This window comes from Noviherbaspirillum soli, assembly GCF_015352955.1.
GTDB lineage: Bacteria > Pseudomonadota > Gammaproteobacteria > Burkholderiales > Burkholderiaceae_D > Noviherbaspirillum_A > Noviherbaspirillum_A soli.
Window position 1 is genome coordinate 499,763 of sequence record NZ_JACYOX010000001.1, and the last position, 18,122, is coordinate 517,884.

Genomic DNA, 18,122 nt, shown 5'->3' on the forward strand with positions numbered 1-18,122 from the left:
CGTCTTCGCTGAACCCTCGCCGCAGCAGTGCGGGCGTGTCGCTATCCAGCAAAAAAATCGGGACCCGGCGATGCACATCGTACACCGCGGAATCCCGACGGGTCTTGACGCTCTCGCCTTACAGCGTGCGCGCCACTTCCTGCACTTCGTACAGCTCGAGCTGGTCGCCTTCCTTGATGTCGTTGAAGTTCTTCAGCGTCAGGCCGCATTCGAAGCCCGACTTGACTTCCTTGACGTCATCCTTGAAGCGCTTCAGCGAATCGAGTTCGCCGGTCCAGACCACGACATTGTTGCGCAGCAGGCGGGCCGACGCGCCACGGCGGGCAATGCCCTCGAGCACGTAGCAGCCTGCAATCGCGCCAACCTTGCTGACCATGATGACCTGGCGGATCTCGACCAGGCCGATATTGTTCTCGCGCTTCTCCGGCGCCAGCATGCCCGACATCGCCGCCTTGATCTCGTCCACCGCATCGTAAATGATGTTGTAGTAACGGATGTCGACGCCGTTGGCTTCGGCCAGCTTGCGGGCCTGGGCATCGGCCCGGGTGTTGAAGCCGATGATGACCGCCTTGGACGCAACCGCCAGGTTGACGTCGGACTCGGTAATGCCACCGACGCCCGCATGCACCACCTGCACCCGCACTTCGCTGGTGGACAGTTTCTGCATCGAGTGCACCAGCGCTTCCTGCGAACCCTGGACGTCGGTCTTGATAATCATCGGCAACGACTTGACTTCGCCTTCGGCCATCTGCTCGAACATGTTTTCCAGCTTGGCGGCCTGCTGCTTGGCCAGCTTCACGTCGCGGAACTTGCCCTGGCGGAACAGGCCGATTTCACGCGCCTTGCGCTCGTCGGTCATGACCATGACTTCCTCGCCGGCATTCGGCACCTCGGTCAGGCCCTGGATTTCCACCGGCAGCGACGGACCAGCCTCGGCAATCGACTTGCCATTCTCGTCCAGCATCGCACGGACGCGGCCATAGGCCGAACCCGCCAGCACGACGTCGCCGCGCTTCAGGGTGCCCGACTGCACCAGGATGGTGGCCACCGGGCCGCGGCCCTTGTCCAGCTTGGCTTCGATCACCAGGCCACGTGCAGGCGCATCCACCGGCGCCTTCAGCTCCAGAACCTCGGCCTGCAGCAGCACCTGCTCCAGCAGGTCGTCCACGCCCTGGCCGGTCTTGGCCGACACCGGGACGAACGGCGAATCGCCGCCGTATTCTTCCGGCACGACCTGCTCGGCGACCAGTTCCTGGGTCACGCGATCGAGGTTGCCGCCCGGCTTGTCGATCTTGTTGATCGCCACCACCAGCGGCACGCCGGCCGCCTTCGCATGGGCGATCGCTTCCTTGGTCTGCGGCATCACGCCGTCGTCCGCCGCCACCACCAGGATGACGATGTCGGTCGCCTTGGCGCCGCGGGCACGCATGGCGGTGAACGCCTCGTGGCCCGGGGTGTCGAGGAAGGTGATCATGCCGCGCGGCGTCTGCACATGGTAGGCGCCGATGTGCTGGGTAATGCCGCCAGCCTCGCCGGATGCCACCTTGGCGCGACGGATATAGTCCAGCAGCGAGGTCTTGCCATGGTCGACGTGACCCATGACGGTCACGACCGGCGCACGATCGAGCTGCTCGGCGTCGGCATGCTCGGCGCCGTCCTGCAGCAGGGCCTCGGGATCATCCAGCTTGGCCGCATGCGCGGTGTGGCCCATTTCCTCGACCAGAATCATCGCGGTTTCCTGGTCCAGCACCTGGTTGATGGTGACCATCTGGCCCAGCTTCATCAAATGCTTGATGACCTCGGATGCCTTGACCGCCATCTTGTGCGCCAGTTCGGCCACGGTGATGGTTTCCGGCACGCTGATGTCCTTGACCACGGCTTCGGTCGGCACCTGGAAGTTGCTTTCGCGGTCTTCCGAATGGCCGCCGCGGCGACCGCCGCGCGGACCCGAGCGCCAGCCATCGCGACCGCCGCCGCCGCTCGGGGCGCCACGGGTCTTGATGCCGGGGCCGCGCTTCTTGGCGTCGTCCTGCCAGGTCGACGACACATTGGCCGACTTGATGGACTTCTTGTCCGGCGTTGCGGCCGGCTTCTTGTCATCCTTCTTGACCTCGGTCTTCTTGTCGGCAGGCTTGTGCAGCGTGCCTTCCTGCGGCTTGGCTTTGGCGACCGGCGCGGGCGCCGGCTCCGGCGCCTTGATCACGCGGCGCGGCGCATTCATCATCGCCTTGATCTGCGCAACTTCGTCGGCGACCGCCTTGCGGGCGCGCTCGACGGCGGCCGCGCGCTCGGCGGCCTCCTTGGCATCCTGCTCGCGTTTCTTGCGTGCTTCCTCTTCGGCAGCGCGCTTGGCTTCCTCGGCGGCCGGATCAGGCGTGGGCGGCGCGGCAGGCGCTTTGGCCTGCGTGGTCTGGGCCTGAGCGGCAGCGCGACGGGCATTGGCTTCGGCCGCGGCCTTTTCGGCAGCGGCTTTCTGCGCAGCGCGCGCCTCGGCTTCTTCCTGTGCAAGGCGCTCGGCTTCCAGCGCGGCCAGGCGTTCCTGGCGCTCGCGCAATTCAGCCTGCTGGCGCGCAGCCTGCTCGGCAGCCTGGCGGCGCGCCTCTTCCTCGCGGCGGGCGGCTTCGGCCGGGTCAACGACCGGCGCGGCAGCCTGCGCCGCCGGCACTTCTTCCGCGACCGGCTCGGCACGCTGGACGAAAGTACGCTTCTTGCGCACTTCCACCTGGATCGTGCGCGACTTGCCGGTGGCGTCGGCCTGCTTGATCTCGGTGGTTTCCTTGCGGGTCAGGGTGATCTTCTTCTTTTCGCTGTCCGGCGCCACACCATGCGCGCGACGCAGATGACCGAGAAGCTTGTCCTTGTCTTCCTTGGAAAGCTGGTCGGAGGTCGAGCTCTTCTCGACGCCGGCTGCGCGCAGTTGGGTCAACAGCAGGTCGGCCGGCATTTTGAGCTCGGTGGCAAATTGGGCTACGTTGGTACTCGCCATTCAGTCCTCTTTTCTATGTGACGCGGTGGATGATGTGGGAACCGGCTTACTTGACAGCTGCCAGGCTCCACGCCTTGGCCTGCATGGCCTTGGCGCGATCGTCGTACTTCAAGTCGATCAGCTTCATCTCCTCATCGCTCACATCTTCGAATGCATTGTCTATCAGCTGGCGCGCGCGGTCTGCCGGCAGCGCCAGTATTGCCCCAAATTCATCGTAGGCCAGCGCGGAAAACTGCTCCAGTGTCTTCACACCGGCCAGTCCCAGCTTGCCCGCGGTGACGCGGTCCATGCCATCCAGGCCGACCAGGCCCTCTTCCATGCCTTCCAGGCCTTCCTCGGAAGCGATCGCCTCGGTCACCAGCGCGTCGCGGGCACGGTTGCGCAGTTCGTTAACGGTATCTTCATCGAACGACTCGATTTCCAGCATTTCGGTGATCGGCACATAGGCGATCTCTTCCAGGCTGGAGAAACCTTCGCTGGCCAGGATATCGGCGACTTCCTGGTCGACGTCGAGCTTGTCCATGAACAGGACGCGCACCGCGGCGGTTTCCTGGGCAGCCTTGTCGGCCGATTCCTCGGCCGTCATGATGTTGATCTGCCAGCCGGTCAGCTCGGCGGCGAGACGCACGTTCTGGCCGCCGCGACCGATGGCGATTGCCAGGTTTTCCTCGTCGACCACCACGTCCATTGCATGCTTTTCCTCGTCCACCATGATGGACGATACATTGGCCGGCGCCAGCGCGCCGATGACGAACTGCGCCGGGTCTTCCGACCACAGCACGATGTCGACCCGCTCTCCGCCCAACTCGCCGGTCACTGCCTGCACGCGCGAACCGCGCATGCCGACGCAGGTGCCGATCGGGTCGATCCGCTTGTCATTGGTGAACACCGCGATCTTGGCGCGCACGCCGGGGTCGCGTGCTGCCGATTTGATCTCCAGCAGGCCCTGCTCGATCTCGGGCACTTCCAGCTCGAACAGCTTCATGATGAATTCAGGCGCGGTGCGCGACAGGATCACCTGCGGGCCGCGGGCATTGCGCTCGATGCGCTGGATATAGGCGCGGACACGGTCGCCGATGCGCAGATTCTCCTTCGGGATCATCTGGTCGCGCGGCAGCCGCGCCTCGATCTTGCCGGACTCGACGATCGCATCGCCGCGCTCCATGCGCTTGATCGTGCCGGTCACCAGCGCGTCGCCGCGCTCCAGGAAGTCGGCCAGGATCTGCTCGCGCTCGGCATCGCGGATGCGTTGCAGAACCACCTGCTTGGTGTCCTGCGCAAAGCGGCGGCCGAACTCGACCGATTCGATCGGCTCTTCGATGAAATCGTCGACCTCGATATCGGAAATCTGGTCCTTGGCTTCGAATAGCAGGATTTCCTGGTCGGGCAGCTGCAGGCCGGCTTCGTCGGGCACGACGTGCCAGCGGCGGAAGGTTTCGAATTCGCCATTGTCGCGGTCGATCGAGACGCGGATATCGACGTCGCCTTCGTAGCGCTTCTTGGTAGCCTGCGCAAGCGCATGCTCCAGCGCGCCGAAAACGACTTCCTTATCCACGTTCTTTTCGCGCGCCAGCGCGTCAACCAACAATAAAATCTCGCGACTCATGCTTTGCGACTCCTAAAATCCACTTTTGGCACCAGGCGTGCCTTGTCCACATCGGCGATCGTAAATTCCAGGATCGCCGGGCCGTCTTTTCCTTCAAATTCAAGCTTGAGCTGGTCGCCTTCGGGCGCCTGCAGGATGCCCTCGAAGGACTTCCTGTTGGCCGCGCCGGGCATCGGCATGCGCAACTTCACCAACGCCTCCTGCCCCGCGAAACGGCGGTAATCCCCCAGCTTCTTCAGCGGCCGGTCCAGCCCGGGCGACGACACTTCCAGCCGCTCGTAGTTGGCGTTCTCGACCGTCAGCACGTGCAGCAGCTGGTGCGTCACCTTTTCGCAGTCCTCCACCGTAATGAAGCCGCGGTCGGCCTCCTCTTCGGTGAAGTCGATGAATACACGCAGCAGGCCACGGCCGGCCTGCTCGAAATCGACAAGGTCATAACCCATGCCAACCACGGTTTTTTCTATCAGTTGCAGCAATTGCAAGGCGTTTCTCCGATGTTTGCTGACCAGCCGCCGCAAGCGATGCACAATCGTTTGCCAAAAAAAAAATGGGCATCTGCCCATCTTTCTTATCGTTCAAGCCACGTCCAGCTGCTTTGCGATTGTTGCAACGATGTTGCTTACCCACCGTGCAATACTGCGTGCGTCGCGGCGACCTTCGTTAACTATTCAATTATACGGGATTACAGAATGCGCCGCAATAAGAAATACCGCGGTGCGTCAGACGACGCACCGCGGTCCATACCCACGATTGCCGCTTAACCCTTGGGGCGACGGCGCGGCGCGCCCTGGGCGCCGCCCATAGGGCCGCCCCGGCCCTGCCCCGTTGGCCGCGGCCCGCGTCCAAACCCCTGGTCGATGCCGCGACCCTGGCCGGCGCCGACATTGCGGCGCGGCTGGTTTGCACCGGGAAAGCCCAGCGCTGTCTGCAATGGATCGGGCTGGCGCGGACGCTGTCCCGGCTGGCCCCGGCGCTGCTGCGGATTGTTGTCGAACGGATTGACACTTGCCGCGCGCGGCTGTCTGTCAGGCCGGCCTTGTGGCGCCGCGCGCTCGCCGGAAGGCTTGTCCATGCCTATCATCGCCATCAGGCCGCGCACGTCATGCTCCTCCATCTCTTCCCAGCGGCCGCGCTTGAGGCCGCGCGGCAGGGTCATCGAGCCATAGCGGGTGCGGATCAGGCGCGACACCGTCAGGCCGACCGCCTCGAACATGCGCCGCACTTCGCGGTTGCGGCCTTCACCGATGGTGACCCGGTACCATTTGTTGACGCCCTCGCCGCCGCCGTCCGCAATCTTGGAAAACTGCGCCAGGCCGTCTTCCAGTTCGACGCCGGCGAGCAGCTTCTGGCGCATGCCCTCTTCCAGTTCGCCCAGGGTACGCACCGCATATTCGCGGTCGATGCCATAGCGCGGATGCATCAGCCGGTTGGCGATGTCGCCGGAAGTGGTAAACAGCAGCAGGCCTTCGGTGTTGAAGTCCAGCCGGCCTACCGCCAGCCACTTCGCCGCCTTCATGGTCGGCAGTCGATCAAACACCGAAGGACGGCCTTCGGGATCGCTGGTGCTGACGATCTCGCCAGCCGGCTTGTGATACACCAGCACGCGCGGCGGCTTCTTGCTGACGCGGCGCTGCAGCAGCTTGCCATTGATGCGCACCTGGTCGGTCGGCAGGATGCGCTGACCGATATGCGCCGGTTCGCCATTGACCGATACCCGTCCGGCGACGATCAGCTCTTCCATGTCGCGACGCGACCCCAGGCCGGCCTCGGCCAGCACCTTGTGCAGCTTCGGCGCATCGTCTTCCGCAGTCAGGTCGCGCCGGACTGCCTTGGCGGGAGCACGGCCGCCGCGCGCGTCGTCGGCCATGCTGTCGAATGCTTCCGACGTCACAAAGGAAAACACATCATCGGTGTCGCCACCGCCACCGCCACTGCGCGGCGGTCGGCCGGGCTTGCCGCCGTTGCGACCGGGCGCAGCATCGGCGCCCGGCTTTTGCCTGCCGTTCTGACGGCTCTGGCCGCCGCGCGGAGCGCCCGCCACCGGTTCGCCCTGGCGTCCGTCCTCGCGGGAACCGGGCCGGCTGCGGCGCAGCGGCCGCGGCGTGCGCGGACCTCGGCCGGCGCCCGCTTCCTGCGCGCCTCCTGCGCCCGCGGCCTCAGTGCCCGGGCTGGTCTGCCGCTCGCGTGCGGAATCGTCAGCCATGTCGGCCGGTTGCTTGGTTTTGGGATTAGGCGAGGTCATTTGTCGGTTCTTGGTTTTGCTGACCGGGCGCGGCGTCTTCCGTGGTTTCGGACGCGTGGTCTGGGGGTGAAAGTGGGATATCGGCTTCCGCGGCACTGGCATGCGACGGCGCTGTGGAAGGCAGGTCGGCGGCCCCTGGCATCGGGGTCACCAGGCTGGCAAGGTCCGGATTGCTCATCGCCTGCAAAGGCGGCAGCTGGTCCAGCGAAGCCAGCCCGAGGTCATCGAGAAACTGCCTTGTGGTTGCCAACAGGGCCGGACGGCCGGGCACGTCCCGATGGCCAATCGCCTCGATCCAGCCACGGTCTTCCAGCATCTTGATGATTTGGGAATTGACGGTCACGCCGCGGATTTCTTCGATATCGCCCCGCGTCACCGGTTGACGGTAGGCGATGATTGCCAGGGTTTCCATCGTTGCGCGCGAATAGCGCGGCGGCTTTTCCGGGTTCAGCCGCTCGAGGAATACCTTCATTTCCGGCCGGCTCTGGAAGCGCCAGCCGGAAGCCAGGCCCACCAGCTCGATGCCCTTGCCGCGCCAGTCAAGGCGCAACTCTTCCAGCATCAGCTTGATCGTATCGGCACCCGCGGCCTCGGAACCGTCGTCGGAAACATACAATTTTTTGAGATCGTAGATCGACAAGGGCTCGTTGGTGCAAAGCAATGCGGTTTCGAGGACTTTCTTGGCCTCAGCGGTATTCATGTGCAATTCATCTACGGCAATTCAGTTGCAATTTGCAGAGATCAAAAGTCAACAGCGGTCGAAAGACGCGCGGCGAACCCTTCGTGAACTGTTGCTGCCGCTCCCGGGCGCCCGCTTGTTGGAAGAGAATCGTCGTGGGCCGGGAGGTGCAAATCGGGCAAGGCTAACCGGGACGACCTGTGGTTTTTGGTCCTGGCCGTGCCGCATGGGGTCTGCGGCCGGGCCTGTCCGGTCGGCGGATTATAGAGGAAATGCGTGGCAGTGTCATAAAAAATGGCGGATCCGGCGACAGCGCCGGCACCCGGCTTATTCGCCGGCCACCAGCTTCAGCTCTGGGCGCACTGGCGGAAACAGGCAGTCCTGCCGCATCAGCGCCGGCATCTCGGCCGCCGGCACGGGGCGCGACACATAGAAGCCCTGCACCTCGTCGCAGCCCATCGCCTGAAGCGCACGCAACTGGCCTACGCTTTCCACCCCCTCGGCCACTACCCGCATGCCCAGCGCATGCGCCATGACCACGATGGCGTTGAAGAGCACGTTCGCGCCGGACTCGTTGCGCAACTGCGAGGTGAAGGCGCGGTCGATCTTGAGCACATCCATTTCCAGCCGCTGCAATTGCGACAGCGAGGAATAACCCGTGCCGAAGTCGTCGATCAGCAGCTTGATGCCGAGCTGCCGTATCGCCGCCAGTTGTCCCGACACCAGATCGCCGCCGCCCAGCATGCTGGACTCGGTGATCTCGATTTCGATCAGCCCGGCGTCGACCCGGTAGCGCTTCATGCAGCCCACCAGCAGCGGCCGCAGGTGGCCTTCATCGAACTGCAGCGCGGACACATTGATCGATACCGGCGGCACCGGCAGGCCGAGTTCGCGCCAGGACGCAATCTGGGCAATGGTCTTTTCAATCACCGTCGAACCGATCTCGCGTATCAGGCCGGTATCCTCGGCGATCTGGATGAACTCCTCGGGCGCGAGCATGCCGCGCTCCGGATGCATCCAGCGCACCAGGGCTTCCATGCCGCACAATGCGCCGTTCTGCGTATTGACCCGTGGCTGGAAGAACATGATGAACTGATCCTGCTCGATCGCGCGCCGCAAGGCCTGCTCCTTGCCGAGGCGCCGCATCAGGCTGTCGGACAGGCCAGGCTCGTAGAACGAAAAGCGGCCCTTGCCCTCGGCCTTGGCCGCATACAGCGCAAGATCGGCATGCTTGAGCAGTGTGTCGCGGTCGGCCCCATCGCGCGGATACATGGAGACACCCACCGACGCCTGCACCACATGTTCGCCCTGCCCCGGAACCTCGAACGGCTCCTGCAACGCCTTGATCACCAGCCGCGTCACACGCGAAACATCGTCGCTGCCCTGCACGTTCTGCAGCACCACGGTAAATTCATCGCCGCCCAGGCGCACCACATGGTCGCTCGCCCGCACCAGCGACTTCAGGCGTGCCGAGGCCTGCTTCAGCAGCAGGTCGCCCATGCCATGGCCGAGCGAGTCGTTAATGTGGCGAAAATCGTCGAGGTCCACGAACAGCAGCGCCATGCTGCTATTGCTTGCGATGCAGCCGGAAATGGCTTGCGGCATGAACTCCATCAGCCAGTGCCGGTTGGGCAAGCCGGTCAGCGGGTCGGTATTGGCAAGCTGGCTCAGCGCCTGCTCCTGGGCACGACGCTCGGTGATGTCGCGCACGGTCATCGCAATCTCGGAGCCGGAACGCACCAGGCGCCGCGACAGCCAGCGCGCACCCAGCGGACCATGCGGCGAGGCCAGCATTTCATCTTCGTAATAGCCTGTTTCCATTGCCACGCCGAAGACCGACAGCAACTGTTGCGCATGGCTGCCGGAGTAGAGCTGCAGAAAGCGCCTGCCGACCAGATCGCGCTTGGCCCAGCCCACCAATTCCGCACCGCGCTCGTTGCAGTCCTCGATCACAAAGTCGGACAGGCTGCCGTCACGGGCATAGAGGGCGCGCACCGTGTAGAAGCCTTCCTCGGCACGGTCCACCGCCAGGCTATAGGTCTTGCTCAGTTCCGCTCGCCGGCGCTCGCGCCGTGCACGGCGCAGCGACAGGCGCAGGCCGGCGCCGCCGACGGCAAGCAGCAACAGTGACGCAGCCAGCGCCCAGCCGTAATGGCGCTGTGCGGCTTGCTGATAGACGGCCAGCACATCGCTCTCGGACAAGCCGGCCACGACCGTCAGGCCGCCCTGGGCCAGGCGCTGCCAGGCGACGATGCGGCGTGTAGCGTCGTCGAATTCGCTGGCCGGCAGCACCGCGATGCCGGCGCTATCCTCGAACGCATGGGCGCGCATCAGCGGGGACTGCACAACGCCAGGCCTGCTATAGGCACTGCTCAGCAGCACCTGGCCAGCGCTATCGACGAGCGAGAGAAAGTCATGGCCACCGAGGCCGACCTCGGCGCCGAAGTCCAACAGGAATGAAGGGTCGGCCACGAACATCACCAGGCCATCGAAACCGCCATTGCCCGCATCGAGCCGTCGCGACAGCAACAGGCTGGCAGAAGACAGCGCCCCATCCGGAACGCGGCTCACCAGCAAGCCTTCACCGCGGCTTTCCCTGTGTCTCAGGAAGAAACCGGTTTGCGCCACATCTTCCAGCACCGGGCCGCTCGACGCCAATAACTTGCCGGTGCTGTCAGCCACGCCGGCCGCCCGCAGGCCAAGCGAGGGACGCACGCTGCGCCGCAGCCGGCGCTCGAGCAGTTGCGGTTGATGCAGTTCCTCCCAGTCATATTGCAGGCTCAGGGCCGCCTGATCGGCCTGTTCGAGCGAATGGCTCAACTGCCGGGCGTGGGTTTTTGCCAGGGCCGCGGCCTTTTGCCTGGCGCTCCCGAGCAGCGCGGACTTCTCGTCATTCAAATGAATCGAGGTGACTTTCCAGAGCAGCGCTATCAGGCATAAAGTGGAAACTGCCCAGATTGCGCAGATGCGCATTGAACGCGAGCGCTGCGCATGCTTCATTGCTTTGCTTAATCGTTCGGAAGGCATTCCCATGAGCGTGCGCAGAAACGAAATGATGATAATAATTCAACAAAGCAATGTTTGTGCCGGGAAATAAAGTTGTTTCAGATCAATTGCTTACCGGATACATAAAAGAAATCCCTTATCGCGTGTAAAGATTTCCGACACATTAAGTTTCCTATTGGAATTTTTAATGCGATTTTCGGCGCAATCCGAGCCGGCTCATGCTATTCCCCATACATAGCTTGCCGGATGGAAAAAGCCGCCGTTTCCATCGCACGTTATGGGGTTGGACCGGCATCAGATGCTCAAGATGGATTCAGCGGCACGTCCGCCTGCTTAAACCGCCCTGCATGCATTGCCGGAAGGCGAATGCAAGCTGTCATTCCCTTGCTCGCTCAATGCCGGTGCTGATGATGAATGTCAGGCACATGCGCATGGCTATGGGTGATCGGCTCATGATCATGGGTGTGGGTGTGGGGCTCGCTGCCATCCCAGGCGAAATCATGTTTGTGCTGGTGATGCTCGTCGTGCATATGCGCATGGGCGTGCTGCATGGCAGTGTGCGTATGCCTGTGCACATGTCTTTCAGTCAGATGAAGCCAGATGCCGGCCGCCATCAGTATGCTGGCCACCCAGAAGCCCGAGCCCGGGATCTCCCGCAACATCAACAGGGAAATGGCCGCGCCGACAAAAGGCGCCGCGGAAAAATAGGCACCGGTGCGGGCCGCGCCGAGATTTCGCAAGGCAAGCACGAAAAAGACCAGGCTCAGGCCGTAGCCGCAAAACCCGATCACGGCGGCGCTCAGCATGCCGCCCAATGCGGGCAGCGGCGAACCCAGCGATAGCGCAATGGCCAGATTGACCAGCCCTGCCACGAGGCCCTTGATGCCAGCGATCTGGACCGCGTCGCTTGCCGAAATCTTGCGGGTCAGATTGTTATCGACGGCCCAGCAGAGGCAGGCGGCAACGATCGCCAGCGCGCCCCAGGGAACGCCGAATTGCGGCCGCTGCTCCCAGCCGAGGACCACGCCGCCCGCCACGATCAGCACCATGCCGGCGAAGATGCGGCGATCGAAGTTTTCCCTGAACACGAACCAGGCAAGCATCGAGGTCAACACCCCTTCCATGTTCAGCAGCAGCGACGCGGCAGAAGCCGGCGTGCGGTTCAGGCCCAGCATCAGCAACACCGGCCCGGCAATGCCGCCAAACACAATGGCCCCGGCCAGCCATCGCAGATCGGCCCGCGATAGCCGGGCGCTGGCGGTCTGGTCGGGAGCCGGGCCAAGCGCTCGCAGGCAAAACCACGCCATCAAGCCAACGCCGCTGCCCAGATACAGCAGCGCAGCCAGCATCACCGGCGAGATGGCGCCAACCAGCGTTTTTGCAAAAGGTGTGCTGGCGCCGAAGCTGACAGCGGCCAGGAAGGCATAGGCAACACCGGCAGGCATGGTCATCGTTGCGGCAAGCAGGAATCAGGACGCAGGTTCATCGGCGCTTTCAAGGACGTGGACAGATCCGTGGACACGAATAGACGATCAGCGTAACGCGGATGCCGCCTCATCCGGCCGGCAAGGAGCATGCCCTCCGTTTTGCCGCAAACATGTTCCGATTTTTATGGGCGACAACCCATCCGAATATCGCCTATGCTATCGGCAAAAAACAAGGGAACCAGTCATTATGTCAATCAGCGAATCCGTCCGGGCATGGGCCAGGCGCATCAAGCGCGACGCGGTGATGCTCTGGTTTGCGCGCCGGCATCGGGACACGCCGTTTCTGGCCAAGGCCCTGTGCGTGTTTACTGTCGCCTACGCGCTGAGCCCGATCGACCTGATTCCGGACTTCGTGCCGGTGCTGGGGTATGTCGACGATGCATTGCTGCTGCCCTCGCTGATCTGGCTGGCGGTGCGCATGCTGCCCGCCCATGTGATCGAGCAATGCCGCGCTCAGGCGGAGGAATGGATGGCCAGGGAAAAGGCCAAGCCCAGGAGCTATGCCGGGGCGATAGCGATCGTGGCCATCTGGCTTGGCGCCTTGTATCTGTGCTGGTGGTGGTATCAGGCGCGCTGAAACAATGCGCCGGAAAAAAACGAAAGGCCCGCATTTGCGGGCCTTTCGAAATGAATCCTGGTTGCGGGGGCAGGATTTGAACCTACGACCTTCGGGTTATGAGCCCGACGAGCTGCCAGACTGCTCCACCCCGCGTCTGAAGGCATCGATTATATACAAGGCTGAAGTCAATTGCAAACCCATGGCGCTTTTGGGAGCAGTGTTACACTCTTCGCCTGATCATGACTACTCTGCCACCCATGAAATTCTGTTCGGAATGCGCCCATCCTGTCACCCAGACAATTCCCCAGGACGACAACCGGCTGCGCGATGTATGCACGCAATGCGGCACCATTCACTATCAGAATCCGAAGATGGTGATTGGCTCCGTGCCCTTATGGAAAGCGGACGGCGAAACCAAGGTATTGCTGTGCCGGCGTGCGATTGAACCCCGCTACGGCTACTGGACGCTGCCGGCCGGCTTCATGGAGAACGCCGAGACCACCTCGCAAGCCGCGGCCCGCGAGACCGAGGAGGAAGCCGGCGCACGGATCGAACTTCACCAGCTTTTTTCGCTGCTCAATGTGCCGCATGTGCACCAGGTTCACATGTTCTATCTCGCGACCCTGCTCGACCTGGACTACCAGGCAGGCGTCGAAAGCCTGGAAGTGAAACTGTTTTCCGAGAACGAGATTCCGTGGGACGACATCGCCTTCCCCACCATCAGCCAGACCCTGCGCTTCCTGTTCGAGGATCTCGCCCGCATCCGTAACGGCGAAGGCGAGTTCCGCTTCCATACGCGCGACATCACCAGGCCGATGCGCCAGCCTTGAGAAGGCGGCAGCGCGTCGGCCGGCAGATCACCAGTTGGTTTCCCGCTCGGGCGATGCCGAAATCCGGTGTATGGACAGGTCGGCGCCGTTGAATTCCTCTTCCGCGTCCAGACGCAGGCCGAGCAGTTTCTTCAGCAGGCCATAAATCGCGAAGCTGCCCGCCAGCGCAATGGCCACGCCCAGCAGCGTGCCGGCCACCTGGGAAAGCAGCGAGACGCCGCCCAGGCCGCCAAGGCTCTTGGCGCCAAAGATGCCGGCGGCAATGCCGCCCCAGGCGCCGCACAGGCCATGCAGGGGCCAAACGCCCAGCACGTCGTCGATCTTCCACTTGTTCTGGGTCAGGGTGAACATCCACACAAAGATTGCGCCTGCCATGCCGCCAGTGACCAGCGCGCCGAGCGGATGCATCAGGTCGGAGCCGGCGCAGACGGCCACCAGCCCGGCCAACGGGCCGTTATGCGCGAAACCTGGATCGTTCTTGCCCAGCATGACCGCCACCAGCGTGCCGCCGACCATGGCCATCAGGGAGTTGATCGCGACCAGGCCGTTGATCTTGTCCAGTGTCTGCGCGCTCATCACATTGAATCCGAACCAGCCCACGGTCAGGATCCATGCGCCCAGCGCCAGGAAGGGAATGCTCGACGGCGGATGGGCCGCGATCGCGCCCTCCTTGGTATAGCGTCCGCGCCGCGCGCCCAGCAGCAGCACCGCCGGCAGCGCAGCCCAACCGCCAAAGGCATGCACCACCACGGAGCCGGCAAAATCATGAAATTCCGCGCCGAAAAGTGCGTTCAGGCCAGCCTGCATGCCAAATCGCTGGTTCCAGGCGATGCCTTCGAAAAAGGGATAGACCAGGCCGACCAGCAGTGCGGTGGCAATCGACTGCGGATGAAAACGCGCCCGCTCGGCAATGCCGCCGGAAATAATCGCGGGGATCGCCGCCGCAAAGGTGAGCAGAAAAAAGAACTTGACCAGGTCAAAGCCGCTGCGCTGGACCAGGGTGTCGGCGCCGACGAAAAAGCTCACACCATAGGCCACGCTGTAGCCGACAAAGAAATAGGCAATCGTCGAAATCGCGAAATCGACTAAGATTTTGACCAGCGCATTGACCTGGTTCTTGCGCCGGACGGTTCCCAGTTCAAGAAAGGCAAAGCCGGCATGCATTGCCAGAATCATGATTGCGCCGAGCAGAATAAACAGCGTGTCAGCGCTGTGCTTCAAGGGTTCCATCCAAAAACTCCCAATTTAAGTGCAGAATAAAAATTTGACTGCCGGAAAAAGCAATTTTCATTCCCAAATTGGTGCAAAAGATAAACCCTTGAATTGATTGACTTTTAAAAACAGCAAGAAAGACGGTTAAATAGGACGCACCATGTCAGTGCTTCATGACGGTGCAAAAAATGCGAGGCAAGATGATTCCCTGGTTAGACAGCAACAGCCCCTTTCCCGATGTTTCCACCGCCCTGACCGAGGCCGACGGCGCCGCCGGCCTGCTCGCAGCCGGAGCAGACCTGTCGCCATGGCGGCTGCTGCAGGCTTATCAACATGGCATTTTCCCCTGGTATTCCGAGGGGCAACCCATCCTGTGGTGGAGCACCGATCCGCGCATGGTGCTCCGCACGGATCACTTCAAGCTGTCCGCAAGCCTGAAAAAAACCCTGCGCCGCATCGCCAGAAGCCGGGCCGAGGGCGGTCCGTGGCAGGTGAAGTTCGACTCCGCATTCGAAGCCGTGGTGCGTGCCTGCGCCGCGCCGCGCCGGGACGGCGCGGGCACCTGGATATCGGAAGACATCGTCCGGGGCTATACCGGCCTGCACCGCATGGGATATGCGCATTCCTCCGAACTATGGCGCGACGGCAGGCTGGTCGGCGGCGCCTATGGCGTATGCATAGGGCGAATGTTTTATGGCGAATCGATGTTCGCACGCGAAACCGACGCTTCCAAGGTGGCGCTGGCCTATCTTGTCCATTTCCTGAAACTCCATGGCGTGACCATGGTCGACTGTCAGCAGGAGACCGGGCACCTCGCCTCGCTGGGCGCCGCGCCCATGCCGCGCGCTGCGTTCCTCGCCCATTTGCGGCAGGCGGTCAAGCTGCCGCCCATCACGGACTGGCGCCCGGTGGATCCTGTGCAAGCTCCCGCCTGAAACTTTTGCTTCAGGCCAGTGGCCGGTGTACATTAGGCCGTCAATTTGTTGTCAAACCGGTATGCACGATGACGCATCTTAAAGACCTTCCCTTTTCCACTCTGCAGTTCTACGCGACGGCGCCCTATCCATGCAGCTACCTTGAACAGAGGCAGGCGCGATCGCAAGTTGCAACCCCGTCCCACCTGATCAATGCCGACGTCTATTCGGAACTGGTCAAGAACGGCTTCCGGCGCAGCGGCATCTTCACCTACCGGCCTTATTGCGATGGCTGCCAGGCCTGTACGCCGGTGCGGGTGCATGCCTGGCACTTCCAGCCGAACCGCAGCCAGCGCCGTGCCTGGAACCGGCACGGACATCTGAATGCGCTGATCACCAACCTGGCCTATGTCCACGAGCATTACGACCTCTACCTGCGCTACCAGTCGGCGCGGCACGCCGGCGGCGGCATGGATCAGGACAGCCGCGACCAGTATGCGCAGTTCCTGCTGCAGAGCAAGGTCAACACCCGGCTGGTGGAATTTCGCGAACCGGACGGCAAGCTGGTCATGGTCAGCATCATCGACGTGCTCGATGACGGATTGTCCTCGGTCTACACCTTCTACGACCCGGATGTGCCGGGCGCCAGCTTCGGCACCTACAACGTGCTGTGGCAGATCGCCCAGGCGCGCACGCTGGACATTCCCTATGTCTATCTTGGCTACTGGATAGAAAAGAGCCCGAAGATGGCCTACAAGATCAATTTCCGGCCGATCGAGGCCTTGCGCGGCGGCGCCTGGTCGGAGATGGGGGGCTGATCGGGCGGTGAGGGCCGGCTACAATAGCGGCTGCGCAATTTTCCCCTCCCGACCGTGTCCGACAAATTTCTCTACGCCCTCGCCCGCCCGCTGCTGTTCTCCCTGGACCCCGAAGAAGCCCATAACCTGACCCTGCCGGCGCTGCGCCGTGCGGCCGGCCTGGGCGTGACACGGCTGCTGCGCCGTCCGCTGCCCGATCCGCGCACGGTGATGGGCATCTCCTTTCCCAACCCGGTCGGCCTGGCTGCCGGCCTGGACAAGGATGGCGCCTATATCGACGGCCTGGCGGCGCTGGGCTTTGGCTTCATTGAAGTCGGCACGGTCACGCCACGGGCGCAGCCCGGCAATCCCAAGCCGCGCATGTTCCGGCTGCCCGAGGCCAATGCCATCATCAACCGCATGGGCTTTAACAATGGCGGCGTCGACGCCTTCGTGCGCAACGTGCAGGCGTCGAGGTTCTACCGCAACCGCGAAGGCGTGCTGGGCCTGAACATCGGGAAGAATGCCGACACGCCGATCGAGCGGGCTGCCGACGACTACCTGATCTGCCTGGAAAAAGTCTATCCGTATGCCAGCTATGTGACGGTCAATATCTCCTCGCCCAACACCAAGAACCTGCGCCAGTTGCAGGGCGCATCCGAACTCGATGCGCTGCTGTCGACATTGAAGGATGCCCAGCAGCGTCTCGCCGACAAGCACAAGCGCTATGTGCCGATCGCGCTGAAGATCGCGCCGGACGTCGATGGCGAACAGGTGAAGAACATTGCCGACGCATTGCTGCGGCACCGTTTTGACGCGGTAATCGCGACCAACACCACCATCACGCGGGAGGCGGTCAAGGGCATGGCCCACGCTGAGGAAGCGGGTGGCCTGTCCGGCGCGCCGGTGTTCGAAGCCTCGAATCAGGTGATCCGGGCATTGAAGGCAGAACTCGGGGATACGGTGCCCATCATTGGCGTCGGCGGCATCCTCTCGGGCGCGGATGCGCGCGCCAAGGTAGAGGCCGGTGCAAAGCTGGTTCAGTTGTACAGCGGGCTGATCTACCGTGGTCCGGCGTTGATCCGGGAATGCGCGGATGCGTTGCGTGGACGGGGATGATGTGACGGTTGGGACGCATGTCGCTGGTTCGATGCCCTGCCTGGGCACCTGCCGTGATCAAGCGTTCCTGGTTCGTGATGCGGGACGCCATAGCAGCCTGGATCGCAGCATATAGGGTATGCGACCTGCTCCGCCTTGATCGGCGATTTGCTGAAAGGCGGCTTTGAGAGGCGCATCCCATGGGTGAAATTGCCGTTGGTTTCCCGTTCGACTCCCCATTGAGCGCGCCGTCTCAGCGGGCACGCAGAGGACAAGCTACGACGTCTGTCGTAGGGAGCAATACCCCCGAAGGGAATTGCGCCATTGGCTGATCAAGAAAATCGACCAACGATACCATCCTGATTTGCGCAGGGTAGCGAGTTCAGCCGCGCCCTGCTGCGTTACAACTGACACGTCGACCCTAGGGCGCGGGGCGCAATCATCGGCTTGCCTTTTTTTGCCTCTCGTTTTTTGCAAAGCGGTATGTGTCAAGGTAGTTGTCGCCAAATTAGTCATGCAGCACGTGGCATCGCGGCCGGCAAAGCCTCCTTTCGCTCGGGGTTCAGATACACCACCTCGTCAAGATCCCAATGGCGCACGGCGCCTGCCCAGCGCTGCGGCTTGGCGGCCCGGGCGGCTTGATAGACCGCCTTGCGATGGGCCAGCAGCTGGTCCGCCTGGCCACGATGACGCTGATCCGGCGTCA

At 62.9% G+C, this 18,122-nt stretch carries 13 protein-coding genes, 1 tRNA gene and 1 pseudogene; 5 read left to right on the forward strand and 10 right to left on the reverse strand.

Annotated elements, in window-relative coordinates; translation table 11 throughout:
- Window positions 1-118: 118 nt before the first annotated feature.
- From infB to IGW04_RS02170, 7 genes are all read right to left on the reverse strand, one after another.
- Window positions 119-2,986 carry a translation initiation factor IF-2 gene (infB, locus tag IGW04_RS02140; protein ID WP_194711352.1) on the reverse strand — a complete coding sequence of 956 codons (2,868 nt, stop codon included), beginning with the start codon at window positions 2,984-2,986 and terminating at the stop codon, window positions 119-121.
- Between the two features lie 46 nt (window positions 2,987-3,032).
- On the reverse strand, window positions 3,033-4,592 hold the full coding sequence (gene nusA, locus IGW04_RS02145; protein WP_194711353.1) for a transcription termination factor NusA: 1,560 nt from the start codon (window positions 4,590-4,592) through the stop codon (window positions 3,033-3,035).
- The gene (gene rimP / locus IGW04_RS02150; RefSeq protein ID WP_228526778.1) at window positions 4,589-5,074 is read right to left on the reverse strand and encodes a ribosome maturation factor RimP; all 486 of its coding nucleotides are present in this window, start codon (window positions 5,072-5,074) and stop codon (window positions 4,589-4,591) included. The genes nusA and rimP overlap by 4 nt, the downstream gene beginning before the upstream one ends.
- 275 nt (window positions 5,075-5,349) lie before the next feature.
- Window positions 5,350-6,795 carry a 23S rRNA pseudouridine(2605) synthase RluB gene (rluB, locus tag IGW04_RS02155; RefSeq protein ID WP_194711355.1) on the reverse strand — a complete coding sequence of 482 codons (1,446 nt, stop codon included), beginning with the start codon at window positions 6,793-6,795 and terminating at the stop codon, window positions 5,350-5,352.
- A gap of 25 nt (window positions 6,796-6,820) precedes the next feature.
- Window positions 6,821-7,534, reverse strand: a complete 714-nt coding sequence (gene scpB / locus IGW04_RS02160) for an SMC-Scp complex subunit ScpB (RefSeq protein WP_194711356.1) — start codon at window positions 7,532-7,534, stop codon at window positions 6,821-6,823.
- Window positions 7,535-7,840: 306 nt separating this feature from the next.
- Window positions 7,841-10,513 (reverse strand): bifunctional diguanylate cyclase/phosphodiesterase, encoded by a 2,673-nt coding sequence (locus IGW04_RS02165; RefSeq protein WP_194711357.1) that lies wholly within the window; start codon window positions 10,511-10,513, stop codon window positions 7,841-7,843.
- A 398-nt stretch (window positions 10,514-10,911) separates the two neighbouring features.
- On the reverse strand, window positions 10,912-11,964 hold the full coding sequence (locus IGW04_RS02170; RefSeq protein WP_323744798.1) for a DMT family transporter: 1,053 nt from the start codon (window positions 11,962-11,964) through the stop codon (window positions 10,912-10,914).
- A gap of 229 nt (window positions 11,965-12,193) precedes the next feature.
- Between IGW04_RS02170 and IGW04_RS02175 the strand changes: the two genes are divergently transcribed.
- Window positions 12,194-12,583, forward strand: a complete 390-nt coding sequence (locus IGW04_RS02175) for a YkvA family protein (RefSeq protein ID WP_194711359.1) — start codon at window positions 12,194-12,196, stop codon at window positions 12,581-12,583.
- Window positions 12,584-12,641: 58 nt separating this feature from the next.
- On the opposite strand, the gene IGW04_RS02180 is transcribed toward IGW04_RS02175, so the two are convergent.
- Window positions 12,642-12,718: transfer RNA gene (locus IGW04_RS02180), tRNA-Met, on the reverse strand.
- A gap of 104 nt (window positions 12,719-12,822) precedes the next feature.
- Here IGW04_RS02180 and IGW04_RS02185 point away from each other — a divergent pair.
- Window positions 12,823-13,395, forward strand: a complete 573-nt coding sequence (locus tag IGW04_RS02185) for an NUDIX hydrolase (RefSeq protein ID WP_194711360.1) — start codon at window positions 12,823-12,825, stop codon at window positions 13,393-13,395.
- A gap of 27 nt (window positions 13,396-13,422) precedes the next feature.
- Here IGW04_RS02185 and IGW04_RS02190 read toward each other — a convergent pair whose 3' ends face one another.
- Window positions 13,423-14,625 carry an ammonium transporter gene (locus IGW04_RS02190; protein WP_194711361.1) on the reverse strand — a complete coding sequence of 401 codons (1,203 nt, stop codon included), beginning with the start codon at window positions 14,623-14,625 and terminating at the stop codon, window positions 13,423-13,425.
- Window positions 14,626-14,807: 182 nt separating this feature from the next.
- Between IGW04_RS02190 and aat the strand changes: the two genes are divergently transcribed.
- The 3 genes from aat to IGW04_RS02205 all read left to right on the forward strand — a co-directional run bounded on the left by aat (window position 14,808) and on the right by IGW04_RS02205 (window position 17,437).
- Window positions 14,808-15,542 (forward strand): leucyl/phenylalanyl-tRNA--protein transferase, encoded by a 735-nt coding sequence (gene aat / locus IGW04_RS02195; RefSeq protein WP_194711362.1) that lies wholly within the window; start codon window positions 14,808-14,810, stop codon window positions 15,540-15,542.
- Window positions 15,543-15,610: 68 nt separating this feature from the next.
- Window positions 15,611-16,339, forward strand: a complete 729-nt coding sequence (locus tag IGW04_RS02200; protein ID WP_194711363.1) for an arginyltransferase — start codon at window positions 15,611-15,613, stop codon at window positions 16,337-16,339.
- A gap of 54 nt (window positions 16,340-16,393) precedes the next feature.
- Window positions 16,394-17,437, forward strand: a complete 1,044-nt coding sequence (locus IGW04_RS02205) for a quinone-dependent dihydroorotate dehydrogenase (protein ID WP_194711364.1) — start codon at window positions 16,394-16,396, stop codon at window positions 17,435-17,437.
- A gap of 491 nt (window positions 17,438-17,928) precedes the next feature.
- On the opposite strand, the pseudogene IGW04_RS02210 reads toward IGW04_RS02205, so the two are convergent.
- Window positions 17,929-18,122, reverse strand: a pseudogene (locus IGW04_RS02210) (hypothetical protein); the annotation flags it as partial.

Excerpts from the sequence above, each read along its gene's own strand:
- aat (WP_194711362.1), top strand. The coding sequence starts at position 14,808 with ATGATTCCCTGGTTAGACAGCAACAGCCCCTTTCCCGATGTTTCCACC.
- rluB (WP_194711355.1), bottom strand. The coding sequence starts at position 6,795 with ATGGCTGACGATTCCGCACGCGAGCGGCAGACCAGCCCGGGCACTGAG.
- nusA (WP_194711353.1), bottom strand. The coding sequence starts at position 4,592 with ATGAGTCGCGAGATTTTATTGTTGGTTGACGCGCTGGCGCGCGAAAAG.
- IGW04_RS02190 (WP_194711361.1), bottom strand. The coding sequence starts at position 14,625 with ATGGAACCCTTGAAGCACAGCGCTGACACGCTGTTTATTCTGCTCGGC.
- IGW04_RS02200 (WP_194711363.1), top strand. The coding sequence starts at position 15,611 with ATGACGCATCTTAAAGACCTTCCCTTTTCCACTCTGCAGTTCTACGCG.
- IGW04_RS02165 (WP_194711357.1), bottom strand. The coding sequence starts at position 10,513 with ATGAAGCATGCGCAGCGCTCGCGTTCAATGCGCATCTGCGCAATCTGG.
- IGW04_RS02185 (WP_194711360.1), top strand. The coding sequence starts at position 12,823 with ATGAAATTCTGTTCGGAATGCGCCCATCCTGTCACCCAGACAATTCCC.
- scpB (WP_194711356.1), bottom strand. The coding sequence starts at position 7,534 with ATGAATACCGCTGAGGCCAAGAAAGTCCTCGAAACCGCATTGCTTTGC.
- IGW04_RS02175 (WP_194711359.1), top strand. The coding sequence starts at position 12,194 with ATGTCAATCAGCGAATCCGTCCGGGCATGGGCCAGGCGCATCAAGCGC.
- IGW04_RS02170 (WP_323744798.1), bottom strand. The coding sequence starts at position 11,964 with ATGCCTGCCGGTGTTGCCTATGCCTTCCTGGCCGCTGTCAGCTTCGGC.
- infB (WP_194711352.1), bottom strand. The coding sequence starts at position 2,986 with ATGGCGAGTACCAACGTAGCCCAATTTGCCACCGAGCTCAAAATGCCG.